Below are 20,625 nucleotides of genomic sequence, written 5' to 3'. Positions count from 1 at the left end.
CCCGACTACTCCTCGGACGCCGGACGGATGCCCATCAGCTGGGAGGCCCAATGGCCAGGGTCGGCGACGACGAACTGGCGGCCGGAAAGCTCCACGGGGACGATCCGCACGAAGAAGGCCTTCGCGCCGTGCTGCCATGGGAACAGAGGAAGCGTCAACGCATCGATGATCTCGGCGGTCTCGAGGACAGGCTCGAGGCCGCCCTTGACGATCACCGACCAGGCTTCGTTCGTAGCCGGGTCGAAGGCGTCGACCTCGAAGGCAACGCGGGCCCTGTCGAGTGATGCGGCGATCTTGGTCCCGGGGTCGGACCGGAACACCACGGTGCCTCGATCCACCACATAGTTGATCGGAAAGAGTTCAGGATGTTCCTCGCCCGCGATCGCCAACCGCCCGAGGACCATCGTGCGGAGCTTGGCCCAGCACTCCTCGCTCGAGAGCTCCTGCACCTTCGGGTATCGCATGGGCTGGGTTGTCATGGCGACAGTGTAGGTCTGGCGGGTCACTGCAGGAACGGGCTCAATGCCCTATTCTCCGGGCCCATCCTCAACGCCGCCGGTAGTAATCCCGCCAGATGAGCCGATGGACGGGGAGCAGCCGCGGGATCGAGCGGAGCCCGGGGATGAAAGGCAGCAGCATGAGGGCGAGCGTGAGCAGCACCATGATCCCTACGATCACCAGATCCGCGTTCGCGAGGCCGTTGAACGGCGGGATCTGGTACCAGAACGAGAAGAGCCAGAGCCACGATTGGCCGGGGTAGTTCCCCGTCTCGTTCATCATTCCCCACTGGTCGCCGGTCAGATGCTGGCTGTCGGCAAGCGCCGGAAGTACGCACCGTCCCCGAGGAACAGCACGCTCTTGGTGCGGTCAAGCCCCGCCTGAGTGCCGCCGTCGAGCGCGCCCTCGAGCGTGCCCTTCTGCGCCATCGCGAGCAGCGCAGAATCCAAGGCCGGAACCGGCCCGTAGTCGCCGGGGGCGACCTTGGCGGGATCGCCGTCGGGCGCCTTGGAGAGGGCGTCCGAGTAGGCCGACGTCCACGCAGCGCGCTGGGCGTCGTTCGCGGCATTCCACACGGCGAGGGCGGCGGGCGGCTGCGGGAGTTTCTCGAGAGGCCCGACGACGAAGTCCTGCGCCGTGTCGATGGGCCGGCGGACCCCTGAAAGACTCTGTAGGTCGATGGACCCGAGGGTTTGGCTAGCCCCCTGGGTCGAGTTGTAGGGCGGACCATACTGGGCGGTATCGCTCGTCCCGCCCAGCTCGGCGGTTGCCGTCGCCACGAAATCCGACGGCGCCGTCGTCGCCCACTGCTTGAGCGTCACCGGTGCGTCGTCCGGGGAGCCGACGACGGCGGCGAGCCCGACGGTGAGAAGGCCCACGACGACGAGTGCGTAGACGAGCTCCTTGACGAGGTCGTACTCGCGGACCGCACCGCGCCAGGGTTCCCGGTCGAGGTCTCGGCTGCGCTTCGGCTGTTCGCGGCCAGACGTGGGCCGCCGGGAGATCGTGGTCATGACAGATCCCCCTCCCCCGTCTCGAAGGTCCCGGCGGCATCGCGCAGCTGAATGTCGCGCAGCTGGGCGTCCGTCTCAGCCGCCTCGAGAGGAGGGACGACGCCGTGCGCCCGCACCAGGAGCACATGCATGACGACGACGGCCCCCACCCCAAGCGGCAAGAGGACGATGTGCCACATGAGGATCTGACCGAGATCGTCCACGTTGAACCAGGCCCCGATCCCGACCGCGTTGAGCGCATCCTTGGCTTGGAAGGCGATCCACTCGGAGTCGAAGTTCGTCTGGAGGAGGTAGCCCGTGAACGCCGTGACGATCGACACGACGAACGCGAGCACTCCTGTGATCCAGGTCAGGGCCCGGCCACCGCGCCACGAGGCCATCCAGAACTTCCCCCACAAGTGGATGACCATGAACATGAAGAACAGCTCGACGCTCCACAGGTGCGTGCTGTTGATGAAATGCCCGAAGGCGGAGACGTGGTACCAGACGGGCCCGTTGAGGGCGAGGACGAACCCGGAGACGATCACGTAGCCGAGCGCCGCGATCGACGCCATGCCGAAGACGTAGATCCAGGAGGCGACGTAGCTCGGCTGGTTCTCGGGGAGAAGCTTCTCGGGCGGAAGCTTCTCAAGCGACCATTCCCGAAGACGTCCGGTCCAGGAGACGATGCGGCCGCCGCTCTGCTCGGCGCTCATTTCCGGCCCCGTCCTCCGGGAAATGGCAGGAAGAGCGCCGCGACGAACAGTACGACCATCGCGACGATGACGAGGAAGTTCCCGAGCTGAACGGTGAACGGTCCCCATCCGAGGAAGATGCCTTGGGCCGCGATCGAGGCCGCCGCCCGAACTGCTGACGGATACACGACATGATCGTGTACGCGCGGGGCGAATTCAGCTAGAGCCCTTGGGCCCGCGTCAGCGCGGTCTGGCTCAGCGGGGTCAGGCCCAGCGGAATCAGGCTCAGCGCGGTCTGGCTCAGCGCCGGCCGCCCGCCACGCCGCCTGCCCGCCGCACGCGAGCGCGCCCGGTGTGCACGAGGAACGGCACGGCCCGCCGGTGTACCCGTGCGTGTGAGGCATGGACTGCGTGAGCTGGAATCGTCGGACCTGCCGGAACCCCTTGGATGGCTGCCTGCTCGCGGGCAGCCCGGTCCCGTGCGGCCTGCTCTCGGACAGCGCGCAGGTCTGCCGCCCGGTAGAAGAAGTGCTTCGCCACCTCGACGAGAACGAGGTACAGGACGACCATGCCCACAAGGGCGAGGAAGAACAGGGCCGGCAGCGCTCTGAAGCCGATGACCGTCCCGAACGGCGTGTAAGGAATGGCCGCTCCGATGGCGACCACGGCGATGACGCTCGCGGTGAGCGCCCTCGACGCTGCGCTTCTGAAGAACGGGATGTGCCGCGTGCGGATCGCGAAGACGATGAGCGTCTGCGTCGCGAGCGATTCCACGAACCAGCCCGCCCGGAACTCCTCGGGGGCCGCGTGGAAGACGCCGAGCATGAGCCCGAACGTCGTGAAGTCGAACAGCGACGACACAGGGCCGAAGACGACCATGAAGCGCCGGATCAGGGCGATGTCCCAGTGAGCAGGCTTTCTGAGCTGGTCCTGGTCCACTTTGTCCGTCGGAATGGCCAGCTGGCTCGAGTCGTAGAGGAGGTTGTTGAGGAGGATCTGCCCGGGCAGCATCGGGAGGAACGTCAGGAAGGCGCTCGCTGCGGCGGCGGAGAACATGTTGCCGAAGTTGCTGCTTGTGCCCATGAGCAGGTACTTGATGGTGTTCGCGAAGATGCGCCGGCCGCCGACCACTCCGTCGGCGAGCACACCGAGGTCCTTCTCAAGGAGGACGACGTCGGCAGCGTCCTTTGCGACGTCGGCGGCACTGTCCACGGAGATTCCGACGTCGGCTCGGTTCAGCGCCAGGGCGTCGTTGACGCCATCGCCGAGAAACCCCACAGCGTGGGTGCGCCGCAGCACGGTGACGATGCGCGACTTCTGCTCCGGCGAGACTCGGGCGAAGGCCTTGGCGCCGATCGCCGCGGAGGCGAGTTCGTCGTCGTCCATCGCAGCAACCTGCACCCCGGTGAGAACGCCGCCGCTCGTCATGCCGAGAACGGACATCACGTGCTCGGCGACAAGTGCATTGTCCCCGGTGGCGATCTTGACCTCGATGCCCAAGGCGGCGAGCCGGTCCAGCGAATCCCGCGCGTCGGCCTTCGGGCGGTCGAGGAAGCTCAGGAAGCCCTCGAGACGGAAAGGACCTGCGTCGGGGCCGCTCGCGACCGCCACCACGCGCGCTCCACGGCGGAACAGGTCCTCAAGGCGCCGTCGAGCCTCATTCGTGACGTCGGCGCAGCGTTCGAGGACCGCCTCCGGCGCGCCCTTGAGGATGCGCAGCGGGCCGCTTCCTCCATCCCAGTCAACGAGCGTCTCCATGGCCCGGGTCTCGTGATCGAAGGGGCGGAGGCCGAGGCGCCGTCGGGCTGCGAGGCGGGCAGGCAGCTCCGGGAACGCTTCCCAGAGGGCGGCATCGATCGGATTCTGCCCGGCGCCCGAGGCCCCCGGCTCAGACGGATCTGCCTCGCAGCACAGCACCGCGAGCTCAGCGAGCCGTTCGGAGGATCCTGGCTCGTCGACGTGGGCAGGCTGTGCCTCCTCGAAGCCGATCCTGCCCTCTGTCAGGGTCCCGGTCTTGTCCGTGACTAGGACGTCGAGATTGCCCAGGTCTTCGATCGCAAGGAGCCGCTTGACTAGCACGCCGTCCTTGGCGAGGAGTCGAGAACCGGCGGCGAGGCTCGTGCTCACGACGGCGGGGAGCAGCTGGGGCGTGATGCCCACGGCGATGGCGAGGGAGAACAGGACCGAGTCGAGGAACGGCCGCGCGAGGAGCAGATTGACGGCCAAGATCCCGGCCGTGAGCGCAACGCCGACCCACAGGAGCATCATGGAGAACTCCTTGAGGCCCCGCTGGAAGGCCGTCTCCGGCAGGCCTTGGGCGAGCCCCTCGGCGATGTGTCCGAAGGCCGTGGCGTTCCCGGTGGCGGTCACGACGGCGCGCGCCGAGCCCGCGTGGACGACGGTTCCCATGAGGAGGCAGTCTGTGAGGTCGCCGAGGCTGGAGCCTTCGGCGACGGGCGTCGGATCCTTTTCGACGGGAGAGGACTCTCCGGTGAGGACGCCCTCGTCCGTCTCGAGATCGATGGCCTCGAGGAGGCGACCGTCCGCGGGGACGATGTTGCCCAGGCTCAGACGGATGACGTCCCCGGGGACGAGTTCGCGCACCGGGAGCGAGCGCTCCTTGCCTTCGCGGAGCACCACGACCGTGTGGCTGATCCGCTCATGCAGATCCGCCGCCGTGCGCTCTGCCCGGATCTCGTTCGCGAAGCCGAGCAGACCGCTCCCGACGAGGATCGCCACGATGATGCTCGCGTTGAGTCGATCGCCCGTCGAGAAGGACATCGCTGCTGCTGCTACGAGAAGAGCCTGAAGGGGGCTCGCGAACTGGCGGGCAAGCACGTGCGGCCAGCTGACCCGGCCTGCCTCGAGGACGTTCGCCCCGAGTGCGAGTCTTTGCGCGGCTTCGGCCTCGCCGAGTCCGGAGGGCGTGGAGCCCAGTGCGCCCAACACGGCGGCGCCTGTCATCGCCGAAGCGCGCGCCGCAGGTATCTGAACCAGCGCCGGGGAGGTCTGGACGCTCACGAGGCACACTCTACGGCCAAGTGTCACGGCGCGGGACCGTGATTCGGAACGAGGGGGCTTCTGCCTGCTAGCGGAGGCTCACATCATTTGCGCCTTTCAAGCAGATGGCTCTCCCCATGACAATGGAAGGGCTCCGAGGCGGCACAGCCGCGGAACGGCGGCGAATGGAGGTCCAGTGTCTGGCGAGATGCCCAGACGGGTCCAGGACCTGTTGCGCGAATTCGTCGAGCGCGCCGAAGAGCTCGTCCGCATCCAAGACCATATGAACAGCCTCATAGGCGCGGTCATCTCGATTGCCGAGGACCTCTCGCTCCAATCGGTACTCGAACGGGTCGTGCAGTCCGCCTGCGAGCTTGTCGGAGCCCAGTACGGCGCGCTCGGGGTGCTCGGCGAGGATCAAAGGCTCAGCCATTTCATCACCGTGGGGATCGACGACGACCAAGTGCGCCTGATCGGCGATTTCCCGACGGGCCACGGAGTCTTGGGCCAGCTCATTCGGGACCCCAAGCCCCTGCGGCTGCACGACCTTCACCAGCATCCGGTCTCCGTCGGGTTCCCTGAGAACCATCCGCCCATGAAGACCTTCCTCGGCGTCCCCATTCGGGTGAGGGAGGCGATCTTCGGCAACCTCTACCTCACTGAGAAGGCGAACGGACAGGATTTCACGGTCGAGGACGAAGAACTCGCGATTGCCCTTGCCGCCGCAGCCGGGGTCGCCATCCAGAACGCGCGGCTCTACGACGTGAGCCGGCGGAGGCAACGGTGGCTAGAGGCGGGAATGACCACGAGCGAAGAGCTCATCTCCAACGGCGGCAGGGCTCCTGAAGAAGACTTGGATCTGGTCGCCGAATGGGCGCTTCAGGCTTCCGAGTCGGTCCTTGCGATCATGGCGGATCAGGACCGTGGGGACGAGGGCTTCCTTTCGGCTAAGTCATTTGTGGGTGACCTCGCTCTCCCGCAGGGTGCCCGCCTGCCCAGCCCGCCGGCCCTCGCCAACGCCGTGGCAGAAGGACGACCCGTGCTCATACACGATCCTTCGGCCCTCTTCGATGGGGGGACTGCCGAGAAGCTCGGCGATGTTCTCGTCATTCCACTGGGGCATGCGAGCCAGCAGGGGCCGATCCTCCTCCTGGCCCGCCGGGCGGGTACCGGCCAGTACAGCCAGACCGATCTGGAGTCGGCGGTGGTATTCGGCTCGCAGGTGGGCCTCGCCCTCGGCCTGAACCGAGCGCGCCGCCGGAGGGAAGAGGTGCTAATCGGGCTCGACCGTGATCGCATAGCCCTTGACCTCCACGATCTGGTCATCAGGCGCCTGTTCCTGGTCGGTCTCAGCATTCAGGGCCTCCGCGGATTTACAGCGGGTTCCGGGAGCGAAGCGAAGATCGCCGCCATCACCAACGAACTGGATGCGAGCATCAGAGAGCTCCGCAGCACCATCTATTCACTGGGGGAAGGAACCAAGCCTGGCGAACAGGCCTTCTCGCGTGCCCTCGTGGACCTCGTGACCGGGGCCGTCCGCGACGCATCCGTCGTTCCGCGGTTCAACATTGCCGGCCGGGTCGACGACATCCCCTCGCCCATAGCGCGTCAAGTCCTCGCCGTCGTCTCCGAAGCGGTGAGCAACGCCGTCAAGCACTCGGGCGCCGCCAATCTCACTGTCTCCCTCGCCGCGGAGGCCGCAGCCCTCGAAGTCCTTGTCGAGGACGATGGACAGGGCTTCGACAACCCCGGACGAGTCAGCGGACTCGACCACATGCGCCATCGCGCAGAGTCCCTCGGAGGCGACTGCGTCATCGAGTCGACCTCGGAGCGCGGAACCACGGTGCGCTGGCGGATCCCACTCCCACCCACCCACTAGCGGCCATGCGCCCCCTCAGCCCGCCGACCCCTTGAGGCCCCGGCGCCCGCCCCGCAGGAGCGGGATCATGAGAACCAGAGCCAGCGCTTGGGTGGCGAGGGTGAAGACGACGACGGCCGTAATCGAGGTCTGGTAGAGCGCCCCGATAATGGTCGAGCCGGCGAGCCATGCGACGCCGTAGATCGCTGTGAAGGTGCCATAGGCCGTCCCCCTGCGAGCGCTGGGCACGAGGTCCGCGACGGCGGCGCGAAGAGTCGATTCGTGCATGCCCATGGCCGCCCCCCACACGGCAGCGCCAACCCAGACGAGCGTGGGATCGGTGCTGAAGGACAGGAACGGTACTGCGGCCGCGAGCGGGAGAGCGATGAGGAGGCCGCCCAGTCCGAATCTGTCGTAGAGGGCGCCCGAACCGAGAGCGGCAAGGGCGGCTGCGCCCATCGCCACTGCGTAGGCCACGGGGATCAGCGGCTCCGGAAGAACCCGGCGCACCTCGAGGTGGTACGAGATCACAGCGAAGGTCGCGAAGCCGAGCATCGAGGCGGCCGTGAAGGCGCTGTACCACCAGAACCGGCGGGGCAGAGGGCTCTTGGCTGGCTGGGGCAGTGCTGGCGGCTGCCCTGCGTCTGGCTGACCGCCGTCCGCTTGATCAGGGCGCTCTGGCAGCTCGTGGTCGTAGCGCTCCGGTGTGGGCACGGCGCGACGGACCCACAGAACCGCGACCAATGCCAGTACACCGGGAATGGCGAGAATCCCGAACCCTGCTTGATAGCCCGACACTGCGACCATGAGTGCAACGAGCAGGGGCCCCGCAAAGGCTCCGGACTGGTCGAGTGCCTCGTGGACCGCGAAGGCCTTACCCTGCCCCATGACGGCGCCGGCGTGCGAGAGCATCGTGTCGCGGGCAGGCGTTCGCACCGCTTTGCCGAACCTTTCGGCGACCACGAGGACGGAGGCCTGCCAAAGGGTCTGCGCGAACGCGAGGATGGGCACCGCAACAATCGTGATGACATACCCTGAGATGCTGAGGGGCCAGTACCGGCGGGTCCTATCAGCCAAGGGCCCCGTGCCCAGGCGCAGCACGAGCGATACGGCCTCGCCAAAGCCCGTGACGAAACCGACCAAGGCTCCCGACGCGCCCAAAGTGGCGAGGAACGGTCCGGTGATCGAGCGGGCTCCCTCGTAGACCACGTCGGCGAGCATGCTCACGATCCCGAACGCGAGTACGAAGCCGACCGGGCCGAGACGGTTCGATCGCTCAGTCAGGGGTGCCAAGGGTCGCCTTTCTCACAGATGGATCCGAAAGCGCAGAGTTCACCGACCACCACCTCTGTCAGTGCAAGCCGAGGAAATCGCGGAGCCACAGGTCGATCCCGACGAGCGTCCCGCTGTCCACTGTGCCAGCGATCCTGTCGATCCGCGCCCGAGAGATTGCGCGTATCTGCTCGGTCATTGCGAAGCACGCTTCCTGCAGACCGGTCGGACCGGTGAGCGGGATGTGGTTGGGCCAGCCTCTGGCCGTCGTTGTCACTGGCACCGCGAGCACCAGTTCGGTCACTGTTGCAAGGTAGGCGTCGGACGCCACCACAACGAGCGGACGCCGGCCCGACTGCTCTCGGCCGACGGTAGGGTCCGGCGCGGCCCAGATGACTGATCCCCGAACGAGCTCACTCACGGTCGAGGCCGGAGCTGATGGCATCGAACGCCGCGAACTCGCTCCAATAGGCCTCATCTGGCGGACTCGACTGGATCGAGCGGGCCAGCTCCTCCATACGCTGACGACGCTCCCAGTCGTCGAGCAGCGACGCCAAGAACTGCCCAACCGGCTGGTGCTGACTGCGGGCATCGCTCGAGATGCGGTCACGCAGTTCTGTCGTGACCTTGATCGTTGTGACGGCCATACCCGAAGTATACGGAATCGGGATACCTCAGCATCGGAACTGCGCGTCTGTCGCCGCGTCAGTCCGGTCAGAGCGCGGCCGCGAGGGCGCCTTGCTCGGCGTACATCGCGAGGAGTGACTGCTCGACGTCGTCGACCGTGAGGCCGGGGACGAGGTCGTCCGCCGCGCCCGCGGTGGTCGGCTCGAACGGCAGCTCGAGTGCGCGGTAGACGTCGGTGAGCACCTCGCGGACGGGCGCCGCGTCGCTCACCACGAAGACGGACGAGAAGAGCCAAGCTCCTGCGACCACGCGTTGCGCCGTCCCCACGAGCTTGACGGGACCTGCGGGCATGACGAACCCCCCCGCCGTCGTCCGTTCCCCCGGAACCCCGTGCACGCTGTACTCGCCCGGGCAGTATTCGCCCGGGATTTCCCCGACCCGAGCGTCGACGCCGATGCTCCGGAGGACGTCCGCGTAAAGCTCACCGAACACCTCGAAGCGGCGCCGGTGTCCCACCATCGCCTCTGCTGCGGGCTCGATGTGGTCCACGATCAGCGTGCCCTCGTGATACGCCGCGGCGCGCCCGCCAGCCTTCCGCACGACCGGCTCGAAGCCCCGGGAAAAGGACGCAGCGCGCGCGGCCTCGAAGCCCGCAAGGCGAGTGTCCCGCTGGCCGAACGCCATCGTCGGGCGCGGCCGGTAGAGACGCAGGGTCGGTCCCCGCAGTCCGCGCTTGACCTCGTCCAGGATCTCCGCCGCTCGTGCGAGCTGCGCCGCGGCGTCGTTCGTGTCACGGTCCTCGATGATCGCGAGCGGCGCTACTGTGCCGTCGTTCCAGACAGCCATGCTCAGGTCCGCCGGATCGTGAGGATCTGCTCCGCCCGGCCGAACGGGCCGTCGTCGTCATGCAGAATCGAGGAAGTGAGGCCGATGCCATCGGCACCGAACGAGACGGCGTTGTCGATCCCGAGCCACTCGCCTGACGGCTGCCGGTAGAGATGGATCTGAAGGTCGACGTTCGGGAAGGCCCAGCTCCCGGGTCCCGGCGGGACGCGGGTCGCAATCCCGTTCGCGGTGTCGACGAGGCCCATGAGGCGCACCCAATCCGGGCTCGTGACTCCATCAATCAGGGGGTACGGGGTGCGGATCCACACCGTCCCATTGCCGGAGCGGTGATCCGGAGCCTGATACATCTCGAGCGAGCGGATGTACCCGCCTGGCCACTCAGTCGTCCCGTCCCAGCGCTCGCAGTCCTCGCGCATCGGAATCCGCGGATCTTCGATGGCTGCGACGGAAGACGTGTCGCTCTGGGCGAGACGCCAGGCCGTTGCGCGGATAACGGCGCGGCCCTTGGTCGAGAGCTCGGCCTGAATGAGCTCGATGGTGCGGCCGGGCCGCAGAGTCTCCGTCGTGACCTCGCAGTCCCCTGCGTGGATCAGGCCGAGGATCTCGTAGCTGATCCGTGCGATCCGGAGGCCCTCGCGTGGCTCGTGGAGCTCAAGGGCGTGGGCGAGTAGTCCGGACGGGGGCGCCATGTGCTGCTCGTGCGCGTTCCATGCGCCCTGGGCATGAATGGTGGACCGGTACCGGCCGCCACCGAGGTCCTCGTAATAGAAGTCGCCCTGCGCGAGCTCGATCTGCTCGCTCGCCTCCTGCGTCTCTGTCACGTGGTGTTCCTTTCCTCCGGCGCAGCGCCCTCGCGCGCCTCGTCAACCTTAACGGCATCCGCTTCCGCGGACTTCCCGCGGCGGCGCACTGCAAGCGAAAAGCGGACGACGACGGCGGCCAGCACCGCGCCGGCGAGCGCCCACGCCCAGGGCGAGGCCGGGGCATTCTCCAAGACGAGCTCGACGGCGGCGAGACCGACCGTGGCGTAGATGAAAGCCCACGCGGCAGACCCGACAACCGTCGCGGGGATGTAGTACCGGAGGGGCATGCGGGCCATCCCGGCGGCCAGGTTCACTGTCGTCTGGAGCCCGACGGTCAGGAACGTGAGGACGACGGCGAACGGTCCCCAGCGCTCGATGAGCCGACGGGCACGGGCGAGCCGTCCGGGGCGCGAGCGCTTCGCCCATCTTGTCTTTCCGTAGCCGGCGGCGAGGCCCCTCCCGAGCCAGTACGTGCCGTTGGTCCGGCACAGGACGATGGCGAACAGGGCCGCGACTGCGGCTTCGAAGGGCAGCTCGAGCAGCTGATCGAGCGACACCCTCTCCCCCTCCTCGCGACAGCACTGAACAGCCAGTCTAGTCGAGGTCCGGCCCCGCTTTCGGTTGCTTGCCCGCCCTCGCACTGGGCAGGAGAAGGGGAGAACACCGATTCCGAAGGAGCACGCACATGCGCATCGCCATCGTGGGAGCCACAGGAAACGTCGGAACCGCGCTGCTGCGACGCCTCGGCGCCGAGGGGGGCCACGACGTCATCGGCATCGAGCGCCGCACGCCGGATGCAGGCGCGGAGCCCTATCGCCACGCGAAGTGGCGATCCGTCGACATCAGCGCTCCCGCCGCCCAAGCGCAGCTCAAGGAGGCGTTCGCGGGCTGCGACGCCGTCGTCCACCTCGCCTGGCTCATCCAACCGAACCACCGCGAGTCCGAACTGTTCGCCACAAACGTCACCGGCAGCTCGAACGTATTCGACGCAGCCGTAGCGGCGGGTGTCCGCCAGATCGTGTATGCGTCCTCAGTCGGCGCCTACAGCCCGGCTCCCAAGGACCGCCGCATCGACGAGAAGTGGCCCACCGGCGGCATCCATACGTCCCACTACAGCCGGCACAAGGCTGCGGTCGAGCGCCTGCTCGACGACGTCGAGGCGGCCCACCCGGAGATGGCCATCGCACGGCTGCGGCCCGGCCTCATCTTCCAGTCGGGTCAGGCCTCCGAGGTCGGGCGATTCTTCCTTGGGCCGTTCATCCCCGTACAGGTGGCGAGGCTCCGCCCACCAATCCTGCCGATGCCCCCGGGCATGGTCTTCCAGGCCGTCCACGCGGACGACGTCGCGGAGGCCTACCGCCTCGCGCTCGTCTCCGGCGCGAGGGGCGCGTTCAACATCGCCGCCGAACCAGTCCTCGACAGCACAACTCTCCCGCCCGTCGTCGGCGCTCGCAGCTCGATCCCGATCCCCAAGGGCGCCCTGCGGAGCCTTGCCTGGGCTTCCTGGCAGCTTCGACTCCAACGTTCGGACCCCGGGTGGATCGACATGGCGCTCCAGGTGCCAGTCATGGACACCCGCCGCGCACGCGAGGAGCTCGGCTGGGAAGCGCGGCGGACGTCACAGGAAGCGATCGCTGCCGTCCTCGGCGGGATGCAGGAAGCATCCGGAGTCGAGGCCTCGCCCTCCCTGAGGCCTGGCCAGCAGTCGGCAATCAAGTGAGCGAGCTGCTGGACTCTGCCCGGAACCCTGAGAGGCGGAAGGAGGGACGGCACAATTGCCGCCCCGCCTTCCGCCTTTTGAATCTGTGTCTTGGCTCCGGGACTAGTCCTCGGAAAGACCGACGGTGAACGTGTCCGGCCCGCTCCGAGTTACCTTGACCCGCTCGCGGGGAGCGCTTGACTTGGTCGAGACATGGGTGACAGCTGCATCCAGCGTGTGGTCGAGGGTAGCGGGGTCCCAGATCTTGAGGGTTACCGAGTGGCTATCAAAGCTCATGCGCCTTTGCCTTCTTTGATGGTCGTGGCCGGTGCGCGGCCGCCTCTTAGTGGACGATTTCGCACCTGGCACCGGCTCCTCTTTGAGCGCGGCACTATCGACTTTGCCATGCACAAGCCCCCGCACGTGCCGTTTGTGATGGATGGCACAGGCCTTGTGACGTTCTGAGTCCAGCGGTCACCTCCCGCCGGTCAGGAAAGCCGGTCGAGCCGCTCGCGCGCCCGATCCAACGCTCGACGCTCCTGCTCGGCGAGTCGCGATGCAAGCCTCCGCGCGCGCTCCGCGAAGCCCGCTTCGCGTTCGACGGCTTCGAGCTGAACCTCCAGTTCGGCCACCTGTTCGCGCAGGTCGTCGAGTTCCTTCGAGATTCCCTCGCGCCGCGCGGCTGTTTCGGACACGCTCCGCTCTGCCTCCGCCAGTTCCGCCGCTGCCTGCTCCGCCCCGCGCTCGGCTTCTTCAAGCTCGGTCTGCGCCTCCTGGCGCTCACGCTCTCTGGCCTCCTCGGCACGCCGCCTCTCAGCTTCCTCGCCGCGCCGCTCGGACTCTCGATCACTCTTCTCCGCCTCCTTCGTGGCGCCCTTTGCGGCGCCTTCGGCCGCCTCCTTCGCGGCATCCTTCGCACCGCCCTTGGCTGGCTTCTCGGCTGCCCCGGAGCGTCTGCCGTCCCCTTCGGGGAGGGCCCCCGGAACCGCGACGGCACCTGCGAGGTCAACCGGCTCGATGCCATTGCTCGAGAGTGTGCGGACGAGCTGACCGCTGCGGACGGCGGCAGCAGCGTCCGGATCTGCCATGGCCGCTCGCAGCGTCTGTTCCATTTCGGAGGCGGCGGCATCGCTGATGCCCACCCCCAGTTCCTCCGCCACCGAGCGCCCCTCACGGACGACGGCGCTCAGGAGGCGGTGCCGCTGCTGGCCCAGCTCGCGCATGCTTGCGGGATCCAGCTCGTCCTGGGCGCGTCGCAGCTCCTCGCCGAGATCGAGAACATTGCCGATCTCGTCCGCACGGCGTCGGGCCAGCATGTTCACGGCCCACGCCGCCGTCGACGGTTTCGGGAGGCGTCCAATCTGCTTGGCAAGCAAGGCATTCCCCTCTGCCTTCGCCGCCTTCGCCCGCTCGTTCCGGGTCGCCGTGAACTCGCCCGGTAGCAAGGCATAGAGCTCCGACGCTTCGGCGGCCAGATCCATGGGGCCAGCATAGGCGCCGGTCGGCGCGGAGGCTCCGAAGACCTCACCTATTGAGACGGGCTGATTCTCTTCCGCAGAAGCAGGAACTATACGGGCTGATTCTCTTCCGCAGAAGCAGGAACTATACGGGCTGATTCTCTTCCGCAGAAGCAGGAACTATACGGGCTGATTCTCTTCCGCAGAAGCGGGAACTATACGGGCTGATTCTCTTCCGCAGAAGCGGGAACTATTCCGTGTGGGTGCCCGTACGGGCGCCCCACGAGACGCGCATGCCGAGGTTCCAGGGCCTTGAAGGAGGAGCGATGAGCGCACCGGTGCGGTATTCCATGCCGGAGAGCGTGCCCGGCCGGGTGCGTAAGCAAGGCACACGCGGTCGATTCGAGCAGTGGCTGCTGGAGAAGCGCGTCCATCAGCCGGCAGGCCCCGAGTCTCCCGAGGACAAGTCGAGCCAGCAACGCTGGTGGAAGGTCATGTGCCTGACAGGCGTCGACTACTTCTCCACCCTCTCGTATCTCCCCGGAATCGCCGCCCTCGCCGCCGGCGCGCTCTCCCCGATCGCGACCCTGCTCATCGTTGCCCTGACCCTGATCGGGATGCTCCCCATGTATCGGCGAGTGGCCAAGGAGAGCCCGCACGGTCAGGGCTCGATTGCGATGCTCGAGCACCTCCTGCCGTTCTGGCGGGGGAAGATCTTCGTCCTCGTCCTGCTGGGCTTCGTAGCGACGTCATGGATCATCACGATCACCCTGTCCGCGGCAGACGCCTCCGTGCACCTCGTCGAGAACCCCCTGCTGCCCCGCTTCCTGGATGGCCAAGCGGTCACGATCACCCTCGTCCTGCTGCTCATCCTCGGCGGGGTGTTCCTGCTCGGCTTCACCGAGGCCGTTGCGGTCGCCATCCCGCTCGTCGCGGTGTTCCTCATCCTGAACGCTGTGGTGATCGGGGTCGGGGTCGCCCAGATCCTCGCCAACCCCACCGTCGTCGTCGGCAATTGGGGTCAAGCGCTCGCCCGCGCCTCGGGCGGCGGACCCGTGGGAATCCTCGGAACGTCGGTCCTCGCCTTCCCGCTTCTGGTCCTTGGGCTCTCCGGGTTCGAGACCGGGGTAAGCATGATGCCCCTCGTTGCCTCGGAAGGCTCGGCACCGGAGGAGAGGCTCGAGTCCCGCATCCGGAACACTCGCAAGCTCCTGACGACCGCTGCGGTCATCATGAGCGCGTACCTCATCGGCAGCAGCCTCGTGACGACCCTGCTCATCCCTCCGGCGGAATTCCAGCCGGGAGCTCCTGCCAACGGGCGGGCCTTGGCGTATCTCGCCCACGTGAGCCTCGGCCCCATCTTCGGCTCGGTCTACGACATCAGCAGCGTGCTGATCCTGTGGTTTGCGGGGGCCTCGGCGATGGCAGGGCTCATCAACATCGTCCCTCGCTATCTGCCGTCCTACGGCATGGCCCCAGAGTGGGCGCGCCACATCCGCCCGGTCGTCTTGGTCTACACGGCGATCAGCGTCATCATCACGCTCGTGTTCCGCGCGGACGTCAACGCCCAAGCCGGCGCCTACGCGACCGGGATCCTCGCCATGATGGTCTCCGGCGCGATTGCCGTGAGCATCTCCGCCGGACGGCGTCGTCAGAAGGGCGCCGCCGTCGCCTTCTCCATCCTGAGCCTCATCCTGCTCTACGCGCTGGGAGCCAATATCATCGAGAAGCCTGACGGACTGAGCATCTCGGCGATGTTCGTCGCCGGGATCATCATCGTCTCCCTCGTCTCGCGGGTGAGCCGGACGACCGAGCTCCGCGCGGACCGCATCCTCTTCGACGACGAGGCGCGGCGCTTCATCGTGGAGTCACTCGAATACGACGGCCGGCTCGACATCATCGCCAATCGCCCTCAGACCCAGGACGAAGCGGAGTACACCGCGAAGGAGGCGTCCCAGCGCGAGCTGAATCCTGTGCCGGGCGGTGCCGACGTCCTGTTCCTCGAGGTCGAGATCGCGGACCCGTCCGACTTCAGTGGGACGCTGAACGTGCACGGCGTCGAGGTGGCGGGGCGCCACCGGGTCCTGCGGACGTCGAGCCCGGCGGCGCCCAATGCGATAGCAGCCATCCTGTTCGCGATGCGGGACGCGACGGGAGCCATCCCGCAGGCACACTTCGAATGGTCCGAGGGCAATCCCCTCGCCCACCTCATGCGCTACCTGCTGCTGGGGCGGGGCGATACGCCGCCCGTCGTCCGCGAGATCATCCGCCAGAACGAGCCCGATCCGGCGCTTCGGCCCCGGATCCACGTCGGCTGACTACCTCTGGCCCACAGGCGTGATGACGAGTTCGTCGATGCGCACGTGGCGCGGGCCCTCAAGCACGAATTGGACCGACCGCGCGACGTCCTCGGGGCTCAGCATCGATGCGCGCTGCTCATCGCCGGGCACGTTGGGTCGAAGGTCAAGGAAGTCGCTGTCCACGTCTCCCGGGCACGGGTGGCAGGCCTTGATCCCATTGACGCCCTCCTCGTCGTTCACCGAGGCGACGAGCATGCCGAGCGCGGCCTTGCTCGACATGTAGGCCGCGCCGGCGCCCGGCGAGAATCGCCATGCCGAGCGCGACGAGACCACCACGATGTTCCCTTCGCCGGCCGACCTCATTCCCGGCAGAACGAGGTCGACGACGCGCGCTACGCCCGTGAGGTTCGTGTCGGGGCATGGGGAGCAGATCTGAGAAAAGTGGCGTTAGGCAGCGAACTGCGAGCGTCGTCGTGGCAGGCAGTGATTTCATAGCGCTGTGACTGATGAGGGCGGCTACGGGCGGTTCGGCACGTTGTCTCGGCAGGAGCTGGAGCGTTACTGCTACCTCGATGACGAGGATCGGCGGCTGATTGCTGCGCGGCGGCGCGACTACAACCGCCTGGGCTTCGCTCTTCAGGTCGTCACTGTGCGTCACCTGGGGATGTTCCTACCCGACCCTCTCGGTGTTCCGTCGCAGCTGGTGGAGTACCTGGCCGAGCAACTGGACATCGCCGACCCGTGGTGCGTCAAGCGGTACCTTGACCGGCGGGAGACTCGATTCGAGCACTCCCGCGAGATTCAGCAGGCGTACGGGCTGAAGTCCTTCGGCGAGGTGGAGTCGGAACTGTCGGCATGGATCGTTGATCAGGCGTGGATGACCGGGGACGGCCCGAAGGCGATCTTCGGCGACTACGGGCCGCTGGACAAGGCGGCGCGCGGGGTGATCGACACGGCCAAGATCGCCGCGCACTGGGATGATATGTGCCGGATCGCGGTGTCGATCCACGTCGGCGAGGTGTCCGCGCACGAGGTCACTCGGATGATCTCGTGCGACGGACAGCCGACCGGGCTGGGACAGGCCATCGCCCATTTCGGGCGGATCTTCAAGACCCTGCACATCCTGCGCCTGGCCGACGACGAACCCTACCGGCGCGAGGGCAAGACCCAGGCCAACCTGGTCGAAGGACGCCACGGCCTGGCGCGCACGGTCTACCACGGACGCAAGGGCGAGATGACCAGCGCCTACTACGAGGGCATGGAGGACCAGCTCTCGGCGCTGGGTCTGGTGCTCAACTGCATCGTCGTGTGGAACACCGTCTACGAGAACCGGGCCCTCGCAGCGCTGCGTGCCGGGGGCTACCCGGTGCTCGACGCCGACGTCGAGCGACTGTCGGCGTTCGTGCGCGCACACATCGGCATCGACGGGCATTACAGCTTCCACCTGCCCGACCTCGGCGGAGTCCACCGACCGCTACGCGACCTGGACGCCGCCGAGGACGAATAGGCGAGTCGAGCTGGCGGCGCTGCCGCGGTGGACCGTTCCGGAACCGAAGCCGCCGACGTGGTCTGCCCGCATACAGGCCGACGACACCGCGGACGCGTTCACAGACCTCCCGCAAGAGCGCCGCTCTCCGGCGCTCGATGCCCATCCCAGAGCCCGCACGCACCGCGATATTGGAGGAGGAGGGCCATGAAACTGAACTGCTCCCCGGAAGTTGGACTGAGAATTCGGTCTGGCTGCGCTTACTGGTACAACACCGAAAGAATCTCCACGAAGCTCGAGGGCCTGAGCCCGGTGCAATACCGTGCCCAGGCCCTCGCGGCCTAGAATCCTATTTGGCCAGTCCAACTATCGGGGACCAGTTCAGAAACCCGGCCCTCCTCCTCGATCACTGAGGCTTGCTCAGAACCCTAGTTGTATGACTCCCAGTAGTCGGTGAACGAAGTGCCATCCGGCGAAAGGCTGCCTGGGTAGGCCATGGTGTAGCCGGCGGAGTCCTGCATGAAGACCGAATCTCCGCCATTCGCGGGGGTGTATTCGACATTGCCCATGGCATCGACGTCGTAGTAGGAATTCGTGAAGTTGACCAGGTTGAAGTTCGCGAGGTCGGGAAGCGTTCCGTTGATCGAGGTCCTTTCCACGATCCACTCGGCTGTATTCCCGGGCGCTGGCGAAGACTGCGACCCTGTCACGCAGGTGTTCTGGGTGTAGTCGCAGAGGGTGAAGTCTGCCGTTCCGTTCGCCCAGTAGATGTCGGTTGCAACGTCGTCGCCCACGTTTGGAACGAGGTTCGTGATCTCCATCTGGTTCTCGATGGGGTACAGCTCGAACCAGAAGTAAGTGGTTTGTCCGTTGGCTGCGGCGTCCTGCTCGGTGCCGTCCTGAATCAGCTCATTCGTCTGGTCCATGCCGCCGATCCCGGGCCAGATGCTGGAGTAGGCGGGCTCGCTGCCGTTCTCCGTCACGGCAGGGACGGTCCACTCGGCCTGCGCGTAGTTCGGTGCAGATGTTGAGGCCGCATATCCGGACCAGTTCCCGGAAGGTGTGGCGGCCGTCTTGGGAGGAACCTTGGGGCTGTGGACGGCGACTTCCTTGCAGTCGACCTTGGGCAGCCACCTGACGTGGAGTTGGGCGGCTTTGGCGAAGATCGGCGAGTGCGCTGGAGCGCCCGCCTGAGTCGGTGAGAGTTCCGCCCCCGGGGAGGAAGGAGATGTGACCGTCATCGGACGGCCACAGTTCGATACCTGATGCGTTACCGGTGAGGGTTCCGCGGCATCGGCGCTAGCGCCTGCTGATAGGCTTCCGGCCATCGCAAGGCAGGCGGCAGCAAAGGCGTATATCCATCGTTTGGATCTCACGACCGTGAAAATATCTGACAGGATCCGTAAGGTCAATGACCATTTGTTTACAAGATCCTGAGAATCTGTCTTGGCCGCCTACAACTGCCAGAAGCGGTTGTCGCTCCCATCCTAAGGACCTGCGGGGCTGGAGTTGGTGACACCCGACCCTGCACGTACGGTCACCGTCCTGACCTGCCCAGTGGCCGATGTGAGTTTGAGAGTGGAGTCGCCAGCCGGCGAGCTGGCCCAGGCGGCCACGGGATGATTCTGGTCCGGGAAGTATTCGCTGAGCGACAATGCGGAGCCGGGCGCCACCTGCACTGCAGCGCCGTTGGCGCAGTCGTCGCTGAGGCGCAGGACGATCTTCTCGTTCGCCGGGATGGTGATCGCATCCGATGAGGTCGCGTCCACCACGTACGGGATCATCGCGCCGAAGTAGTCGTGCCCGCACAGGAGGAGCGGGGTGCGGGACGTGCTCGGGACCGGGGTGGCTGTGATGTCGCTGACGCCGGGCGACCCGGTAGATTGCCCGGCGTTGGATGACCCGCATCCGGTCAGGAGCAGGCCTAGCACGATGGCGGCTACGGAACCTCGGAGAGCGCGCTGCACATCCCTGAATGTACCGCGCGGGGCGGAGGGCGATCTATTCCCCGCAGGGATGTCCGTGGTAGGACCCGATTACCGTACTCCGCTCTCCGTTTTCTCAATCCACCCCAAACGGCGCTCAGCGCGAGTGCCGCCGCGCGGCGGGATCCGTCTGGGCCTGCCAGCGCCCCAGCGCCTCGGCGGACACCTTCGCGTATTTCACCAGACTGCGCACCGACGTGTGCCCGCTCAACGCCATCAGCATCGGCGTGGACGCGCCCTTCTCCGCGGCGTGGGTCAACCGCGAGTGCCGAAGCTGGTGCAGCGTGAACGGTCCGCGTCGCATCCCGGCGGTGTGCTCCTCGAGGAGCGCCGCGGCGCGGCGGTAGGAAAGGCGGGCGCGGCCGGTCGAGCCGTCGGTGTCGGCCTTGGCGATCGACGGCTTGGCCTTGCGGTCGGTCAGGAACAGCGGTCCCTTCTTCCGGCCGGCCATCAGCCGGGGCAGCAGCCGCGCGGTGCCGGTCTGCCAGTCGACGACGTCCCGGGCGCCGCCCTTGCGGGTGACCGTCGCGCACCGGTTCACGGTGTCCAGATCCTCGATGTCGAGATTCAGAATCTCCCCCGCCCGCGCGGCGGACTCGTAGAGCATCGACCAGAACACCTGCTCCCGCAGCGGCGCGGCCGTGCCCAGCAGCTCCTCGACCTCGGCGGCGGTCATAGCCCTGCTGTTGTCCGGAGCGGTCGGCCGCGCCCGAAGCCGCGACACCGGATCGCCGGTCAGCCACTCCTGATCGCGCCAGTAGGCGCACGCCGTCGACACCGCGGTGAGCCGAAGGTTGTACGTCTTGGGTGCCTTGCCGCCCCACACGAAGTCGAACCATCCCGACACCCGGTCGGGGTCCAACAGCCCGACATCGCCGTCCGCGCCGAAGTCGCGTACCATCCGATCCAGCGCCGCGGCGTAGGCGCGGCGCGTGTTCGCCGCCGAGATCGTGCCGAGGAATACCCTCACCGCGTCCGCCAACCGGACCCCGGCCGCCCGGGCCGGAAGCGTGCCCACCGATCCCACCGGACCGCCTTCCACTCTACGGCAGATAGTTTCCAGACTCTCCCGTGCGCGGGACCGTCGCCGCGGCAGGACGATTCGCG

General features: G+C 67.1%; 23 protein-coding genes. 5 read left to right on the top strand and 18 right to left on the bottom strand.

Annotated features, from left to right (window positions below):
• Positions 1-5: 5 nt before the first annotated feature.
• The 6 genes from L0M17_RS09580 to mgtA form a co-directional block, all read right to left on the bottom strand.
• On the bottom strand, positions 6-479 hold the full coding sequence (locus tag L0M17_RS09580) for a pyridoxamine 5'-phosphate oxidase family protein (RefSeq protein WP_241053743.1): 474 nt from the start codon (positions 477-479) through the stop codon (positions 6-8).
• A gap of 67 nt (positions 480-546) precedes the next feature.
• A complete protein-coding gene (locus L0M17_RS09575; RefSeq protein WP_241053742.1) occupies positions 547-780 on the bottom strand; it encodes a hypothetical protein in 234 nt (77 codons plus the stop codon).
• A gap of 17 nt (positions 781-797) precedes the next feature.
• Positions 798-1,511: a hypothetical protein gene (locus tag L0M17_RS09570; protein ID WP_241053741.1), complete on the bottom strand. Its 714-nt coding sequence runs from the start codon at positions 1,509-1,511 to the stop codon at positions 798-800.
• Positions 1,508-2,206, bottom strand: coding sequence for a cytochrome b N-terminal domain-containing protein (locus L0M17_RS09565; protein ID WP_241053740.1), 699 nt, complete (start codon positions 2,204-2,206; stop codon positions 1,508-1,510). The genes L0M17_RS09570 and L0M17_RS09565 overlap by 4 nt, the downstream gene beginning before the upstream one ends.
• Positions 2,203-2,373 (bottom strand): hypothetical protein, encoded by a 171-nt coding sequence (locus L0M17_RS09560; RefSeq protein ID WP_241053739.1) that lies wholly within the window; start codon positions 2,371-2,373, stop codon positions 2,203-2,205. Before L0M17_RS09560 ends, L0M17_RS09565 begins: the two co-directional genes overlap by 4 nt.
• A 112-nt stretch (positions 2,374-2,485) precedes the next feature.
• Complete coding sequence (gene mgtA / locus L0M17_RS09555) at positions 2,486-5,206, bottom strand: magnesium-translocating P-type ATPase (RefSeq protein ID WP_241053738.1); 2,721 nt, start codon at positions 5,204-5,206, stop codon at positions 2,486-2,488.
• A gap of 175 nt (positions 5,207-5,381) precedes the next feature.
• Here mgtA and L0M17_RS09550 point away from each other — a divergent pair, with 175 nt between their 5' ends.
• Positions 5,382-7,064 carry a sensor histidine kinase gene (locus L0M17_RS09550; protein ID WP_308196848.1) on the top strand — a complete coding sequence of 561 codons (1,683 nt, stop codon included), beginning with the start codon at positions 5,382-5,384 and terminating at the stop codon, positions 7,062-7,064.
• A gap of 15 nt (positions 7,065-7,079) precedes the next feature.
• On the opposite strand, the gene L0M17_RS09545 is transcribed toward L0M17_RS09550, so the two are convergent.
• From L0M17_RS09545 to L0M17_RS09520, 6 genes are all read right to left on the bottom strand, one after another.
• A complete protein-coding gene (locus L0M17_RS09545) occupies positions 7,080-8,336 on the bottom strand; it encodes an MFS transporter (protein ID WP_241053737.1) in 1,257 nt (418 codons plus the stop codon).
• A gap of 58 nt (positions 8,337-8,394) precedes the next feature.
• Positions 8,395-8,736, bottom strand: coding sequence for a type II toxin-antitoxin system PemK/MazF family toxin (locus tag L0M17_RS09540; protein WP_241053736.1), 342 nt, complete (start codon positions 8,734-8,736; stop codon positions 8,395-8,397).
• Positions 8,729-8,962 (bottom strand): hypothetical protein, encoded by a 234-nt coding sequence (locus L0M17_RS09535; protein ID WP_241053735.1) that lies wholly within the window; start codon positions 8,960-8,962, stop codon positions 8,729-8,731. The genes L0M17_RS09540 and L0M17_RS09535 overlap by 8 nt, the downstream gene beginning before the upstream one ends.
• Positions 8,963-9,029: 67 nt before the next feature.
• Positions 9,030-9,788, bottom strand: coding sequence for a lipoate--protein ligase family protein (locus L0M17_RS09530; protein ID WP_241053734.1), 759 nt, complete (start codon positions 9,786-9,788; stop codon positions 9,030-9,032).
• A gap of 2 nt (positions 9,789-9,790) precedes the next feature.
• Complete coding sequence (locus L0M17_RS09525; protein WP_241053733.1) at positions 9,791-10,609, bottom strand: thioesterase family protein; 819 nt, start codon at positions 10,607-10,609, stop codon at positions 9,791-9,793.
• The gene (locus tag L0M17_RS09520) at positions 10,606-11,148 is read right to left on the bottom strand and encodes a DedA family protein (RefSeq protein WP_241053732.1); all 543 of its coding nucleotides are present in this window, start codon (positions 11,146-11,148) and stop codon (positions 10,606-10,608) included. The genes L0M17_RS09525 and L0M17_RS09520 overlap by 4 nt, the downstream gene beginning before the upstream one ends.
• Positions 11,149-11,276: 128 nt before the next feature.
• On the opposite strand from L0M17_RS09520, the gene L0M17_RS09515 reads away from it, so the two are divergent.
• The gene (locus L0M17_RS09515) at positions 11,277-12,311 is read left to right on the top strand and encodes an NAD-dependent epimerase/dehydratase family protein (protein ID WP_241053731.1); all 1,035 of its coding nucleotides are present in this window, start codon (positions 11,277-11,279) and stop codon (positions 12,309-12,311) included.
• Positions 12,312-12,413: 102 nt separating this feature from the next.
• Here L0M17_RS09515 and L0M17_RS09510 read toward each other — a convergent pair whose 3' ends face one another.
• Together L0M17_RS09510 and L0M17_RS09505 are read right to left on the bottom strand one after the other, a co-directional pair.
• The gene (locus tag L0M17_RS09510) at positions 12,414-12,587 is read right to left on the bottom strand and encodes a hypothetical protein (protein WP_241053730.1); all 174 of its coding nucleotides are present in this window, start codon (positions 12,585-12,587) and stop codon (positions 12,414-12,416) included.
• Between the two features lie 191 nt (positions 12,588-12,778).
• The gene (locus L0M17_RS09505; RefSeq protein WP_241053729.1) at positions 12,779-13,771 is read right to left on the bottom strand and encodes a hypothetical protein; all 993 of its coding nucleotides are present in this window, start codon (positions 13,769-13,771) and stop codon (positions 12,779-12,781) included.
• 302 nt (positions 13,772-14,073) lie between these two features.
• Between L0M17_RS09505 and L0M17_RS09500 the strand changes: the two genes are divergently transcribed.
• Complete coding sequence (locus L0M17_RS09500; RefSeq protein WP_241053728.1) at positions 14,074-16,065, top strand: APC family permease; 1,992 nt, start codon at positions 14,074-14,076, stop codon at positions 16,063-16,065.
• Here L0M17_RS09500 and L0M17_RS09495 read toward each other — a convergent pair whose 3' ends face one another.
• Positions 16,066-16,479, bottom strand: a complete 414-nt coding sequence (locus L0M17_RS09495) for an SDR family oxidoreductase (RefSeq protein ID WP_308196914.1) — start codon at positions 16,477-16,479, stop codon at positions 16,066-16,068.
• 67 nt (positions 16,480-16,546) lie between these two features.
• Here L0M17_RS09495 and L0M17_RS22705 point away from each other — a divergent pair, with 67 nt between their 5' ends.
• Together L0M17_RS22705 and L0M17_RS09485 are read left to right on the top strand one after the other, a co-directional pair.
• On the top strand, positions 16,547-17,554 hold the full coding sequence (locus L0M17_RS22705) for a Tn3 family transposase (RefSeq protein ID WP_241053726.1): 1,008 nt from the start codon (positions 16,547-16,549) through the stop codon (positions 17,552-17,554).
• 186 nt (positions 17,555-17,740) lie between these two features.
• Positions 17,741-17,878, top strand: coding sequence for an IS3 family transposase (locus L0M17_RS09485; RefSeq protein WP_241053725.1), 138 nt, complete (start codon positions 17,741-17,743; stop codon positions 17,876-17,878).
• 83 nt (positions 17,879-17,961) lie between these two features.
• On the opposite strand, the gene L0M17_RS09480 is transcribed toward L0M17_RS09485, so the two are convergent.
• The 3 genes from L0M17_RS09480 to L0M17_RS22700 form a co-directional block, all read right to left on the bottom strand.
• A complete protein-coding gene (locus L0M17_RS09480; RefSeq protein WP_241053724.1) occupies positions 17,962-18,774 on the bottom strand; it encodes a G1 family glutamic endopeptidase in 813 nt (270 codons plus the stop codon).
• A gap of 246 nt (positions 18,775-19,020) precedes the next feature.
• A complete protein-coding gene (locus tag L0M17_RS09475) occupies positions 19,021-19,500 on the bottom strand; it encodes a hypothetical protein (RefSeq protein WP_241053723.1) in 480 nt (159 codons plus the stop codon).
• Positions 19,501-19,615: 115 nt separating this feature from the next.
• The gene (locus L0M17_RS22700) at positions 19,616-20,545 is read right to left on the bottom strand and encodes a tyrosine-type recombinase/integrase (protein WP_241053722.1); all 930 of its coding nucleotides are present in this window, start codon (positions 20,543-20,545) and stop codon (positions 19,616-19,618) included.
• Positions 20,546-20,625 lie beyond the last annotated feature (80 nt).

This window comes from Sinomonas terrae (genome assembly GCF_022539255.1).
In the GTDB taxonomy this organism is placed as follows: Bacteria; Actinomycetota; Actinomycetes; order Actinomycetales; family Micrococcaceae; genus Sinomonas; species Sinomonas terrae.
The sequence above is the reverse complement of the archived record's forward strand: the minus strand, read 5'-3'. Positions and strand labels throughout refer to the sequence as shown.

What these genes read in the sequence shown, in the direction of transcription:
- L0M17_RS09510 (WP_241053730.1), bottom strand. Translation starts at nt 12,587, where the DNA reads ATGAGCTTTGATAGCCACTCGGTAACCCTCAAGATCTGGGACCCCGCT.
- L0M17_RS09485 (WP_241053725.1), top strand. Translation starts at nt 17,741, where the DNA reads ATGAAACTGAACTGCTCCCCGGAAGTTGGACTGAGAATTCGGTCTGGC.
- L0M17_RS09580 (WP_241053743.1), bottom strand. Translation starts at nt 479, where the DNA reads ATGACAACCCAGCCCATGCGATACCCGAAGGTGCAGGAGCTCTCGAGC.
- L0M17_RS09500 (WP_241053728.1), top strand. Translation starts at nt 14,074, where the DNA reads ATGAGCGCACCGGTGCGGTATTCCATGCCGGAGAGCGTGCCCGGCCGG.
- L0M17_RS09480 (WP_241053724.1), bottom strand. Translation starts at nt 18,774, where the DNA reads ATGACGGTCACATCTCCTTCCTCCCCGGGGGCGGAACTCTCACCGACT.
- L0M17_RS09575 (WP_241053742.1), bottom strand. Translation starts at nt 780, where the DNA reads ATGATGAACGAGACGGGGAACTACCCCGGCCAATCGTGGCTCTGGCTC.
- L0M17_RS09530 (WP_241053734.1), bottom strand. Translation starts at nt 9,788, where the DNA reads ATGGCTGTCTGGAACGACGGCACAGTAGCGCCGCTCGCGATCATCGAG.
- L0M17_RS09505 (WP_241053729.1), bottom strand. Translation starts at nt 13,771, where the DNA reads ATGGATCTGGCCGCCGAAGCGTCGGAGCTCTATGCCTTGCTACCGGGC.
- L0M17_RS09535 (WP_241053735.1), bottom strand. Translation starts at nt 8,962, where the DNA reads ATGGCCGTCACAACGATCAAGGTCACGACAGAACTGCGTGACCGCATC.
- L0M17_RS09570 (WP_241053741.1), bottom strand. Translation starts at nt 1,511, where the DNA reads ATGACCACGATCTCCCGGCGGCCCACGTCTGGCCGCGAACAGCCGAAG.
- L0M17_RS09565 (WP_241053740.1), bottom strand. Translation starts at nt 2,206, where the DNA reads ATGAGCGCCGAGCAGAGCGGCGGCCGCATCGTCTCCTGGACCGGACGT.
- L0M17_RS09515 (WP_241053731.1), top strand. Translation starts at nt 11,277, where the DNA reads ATGCGCATCGCCATCGTGGGAGCCACAGGAAACGTCGGAACCGCGCTG.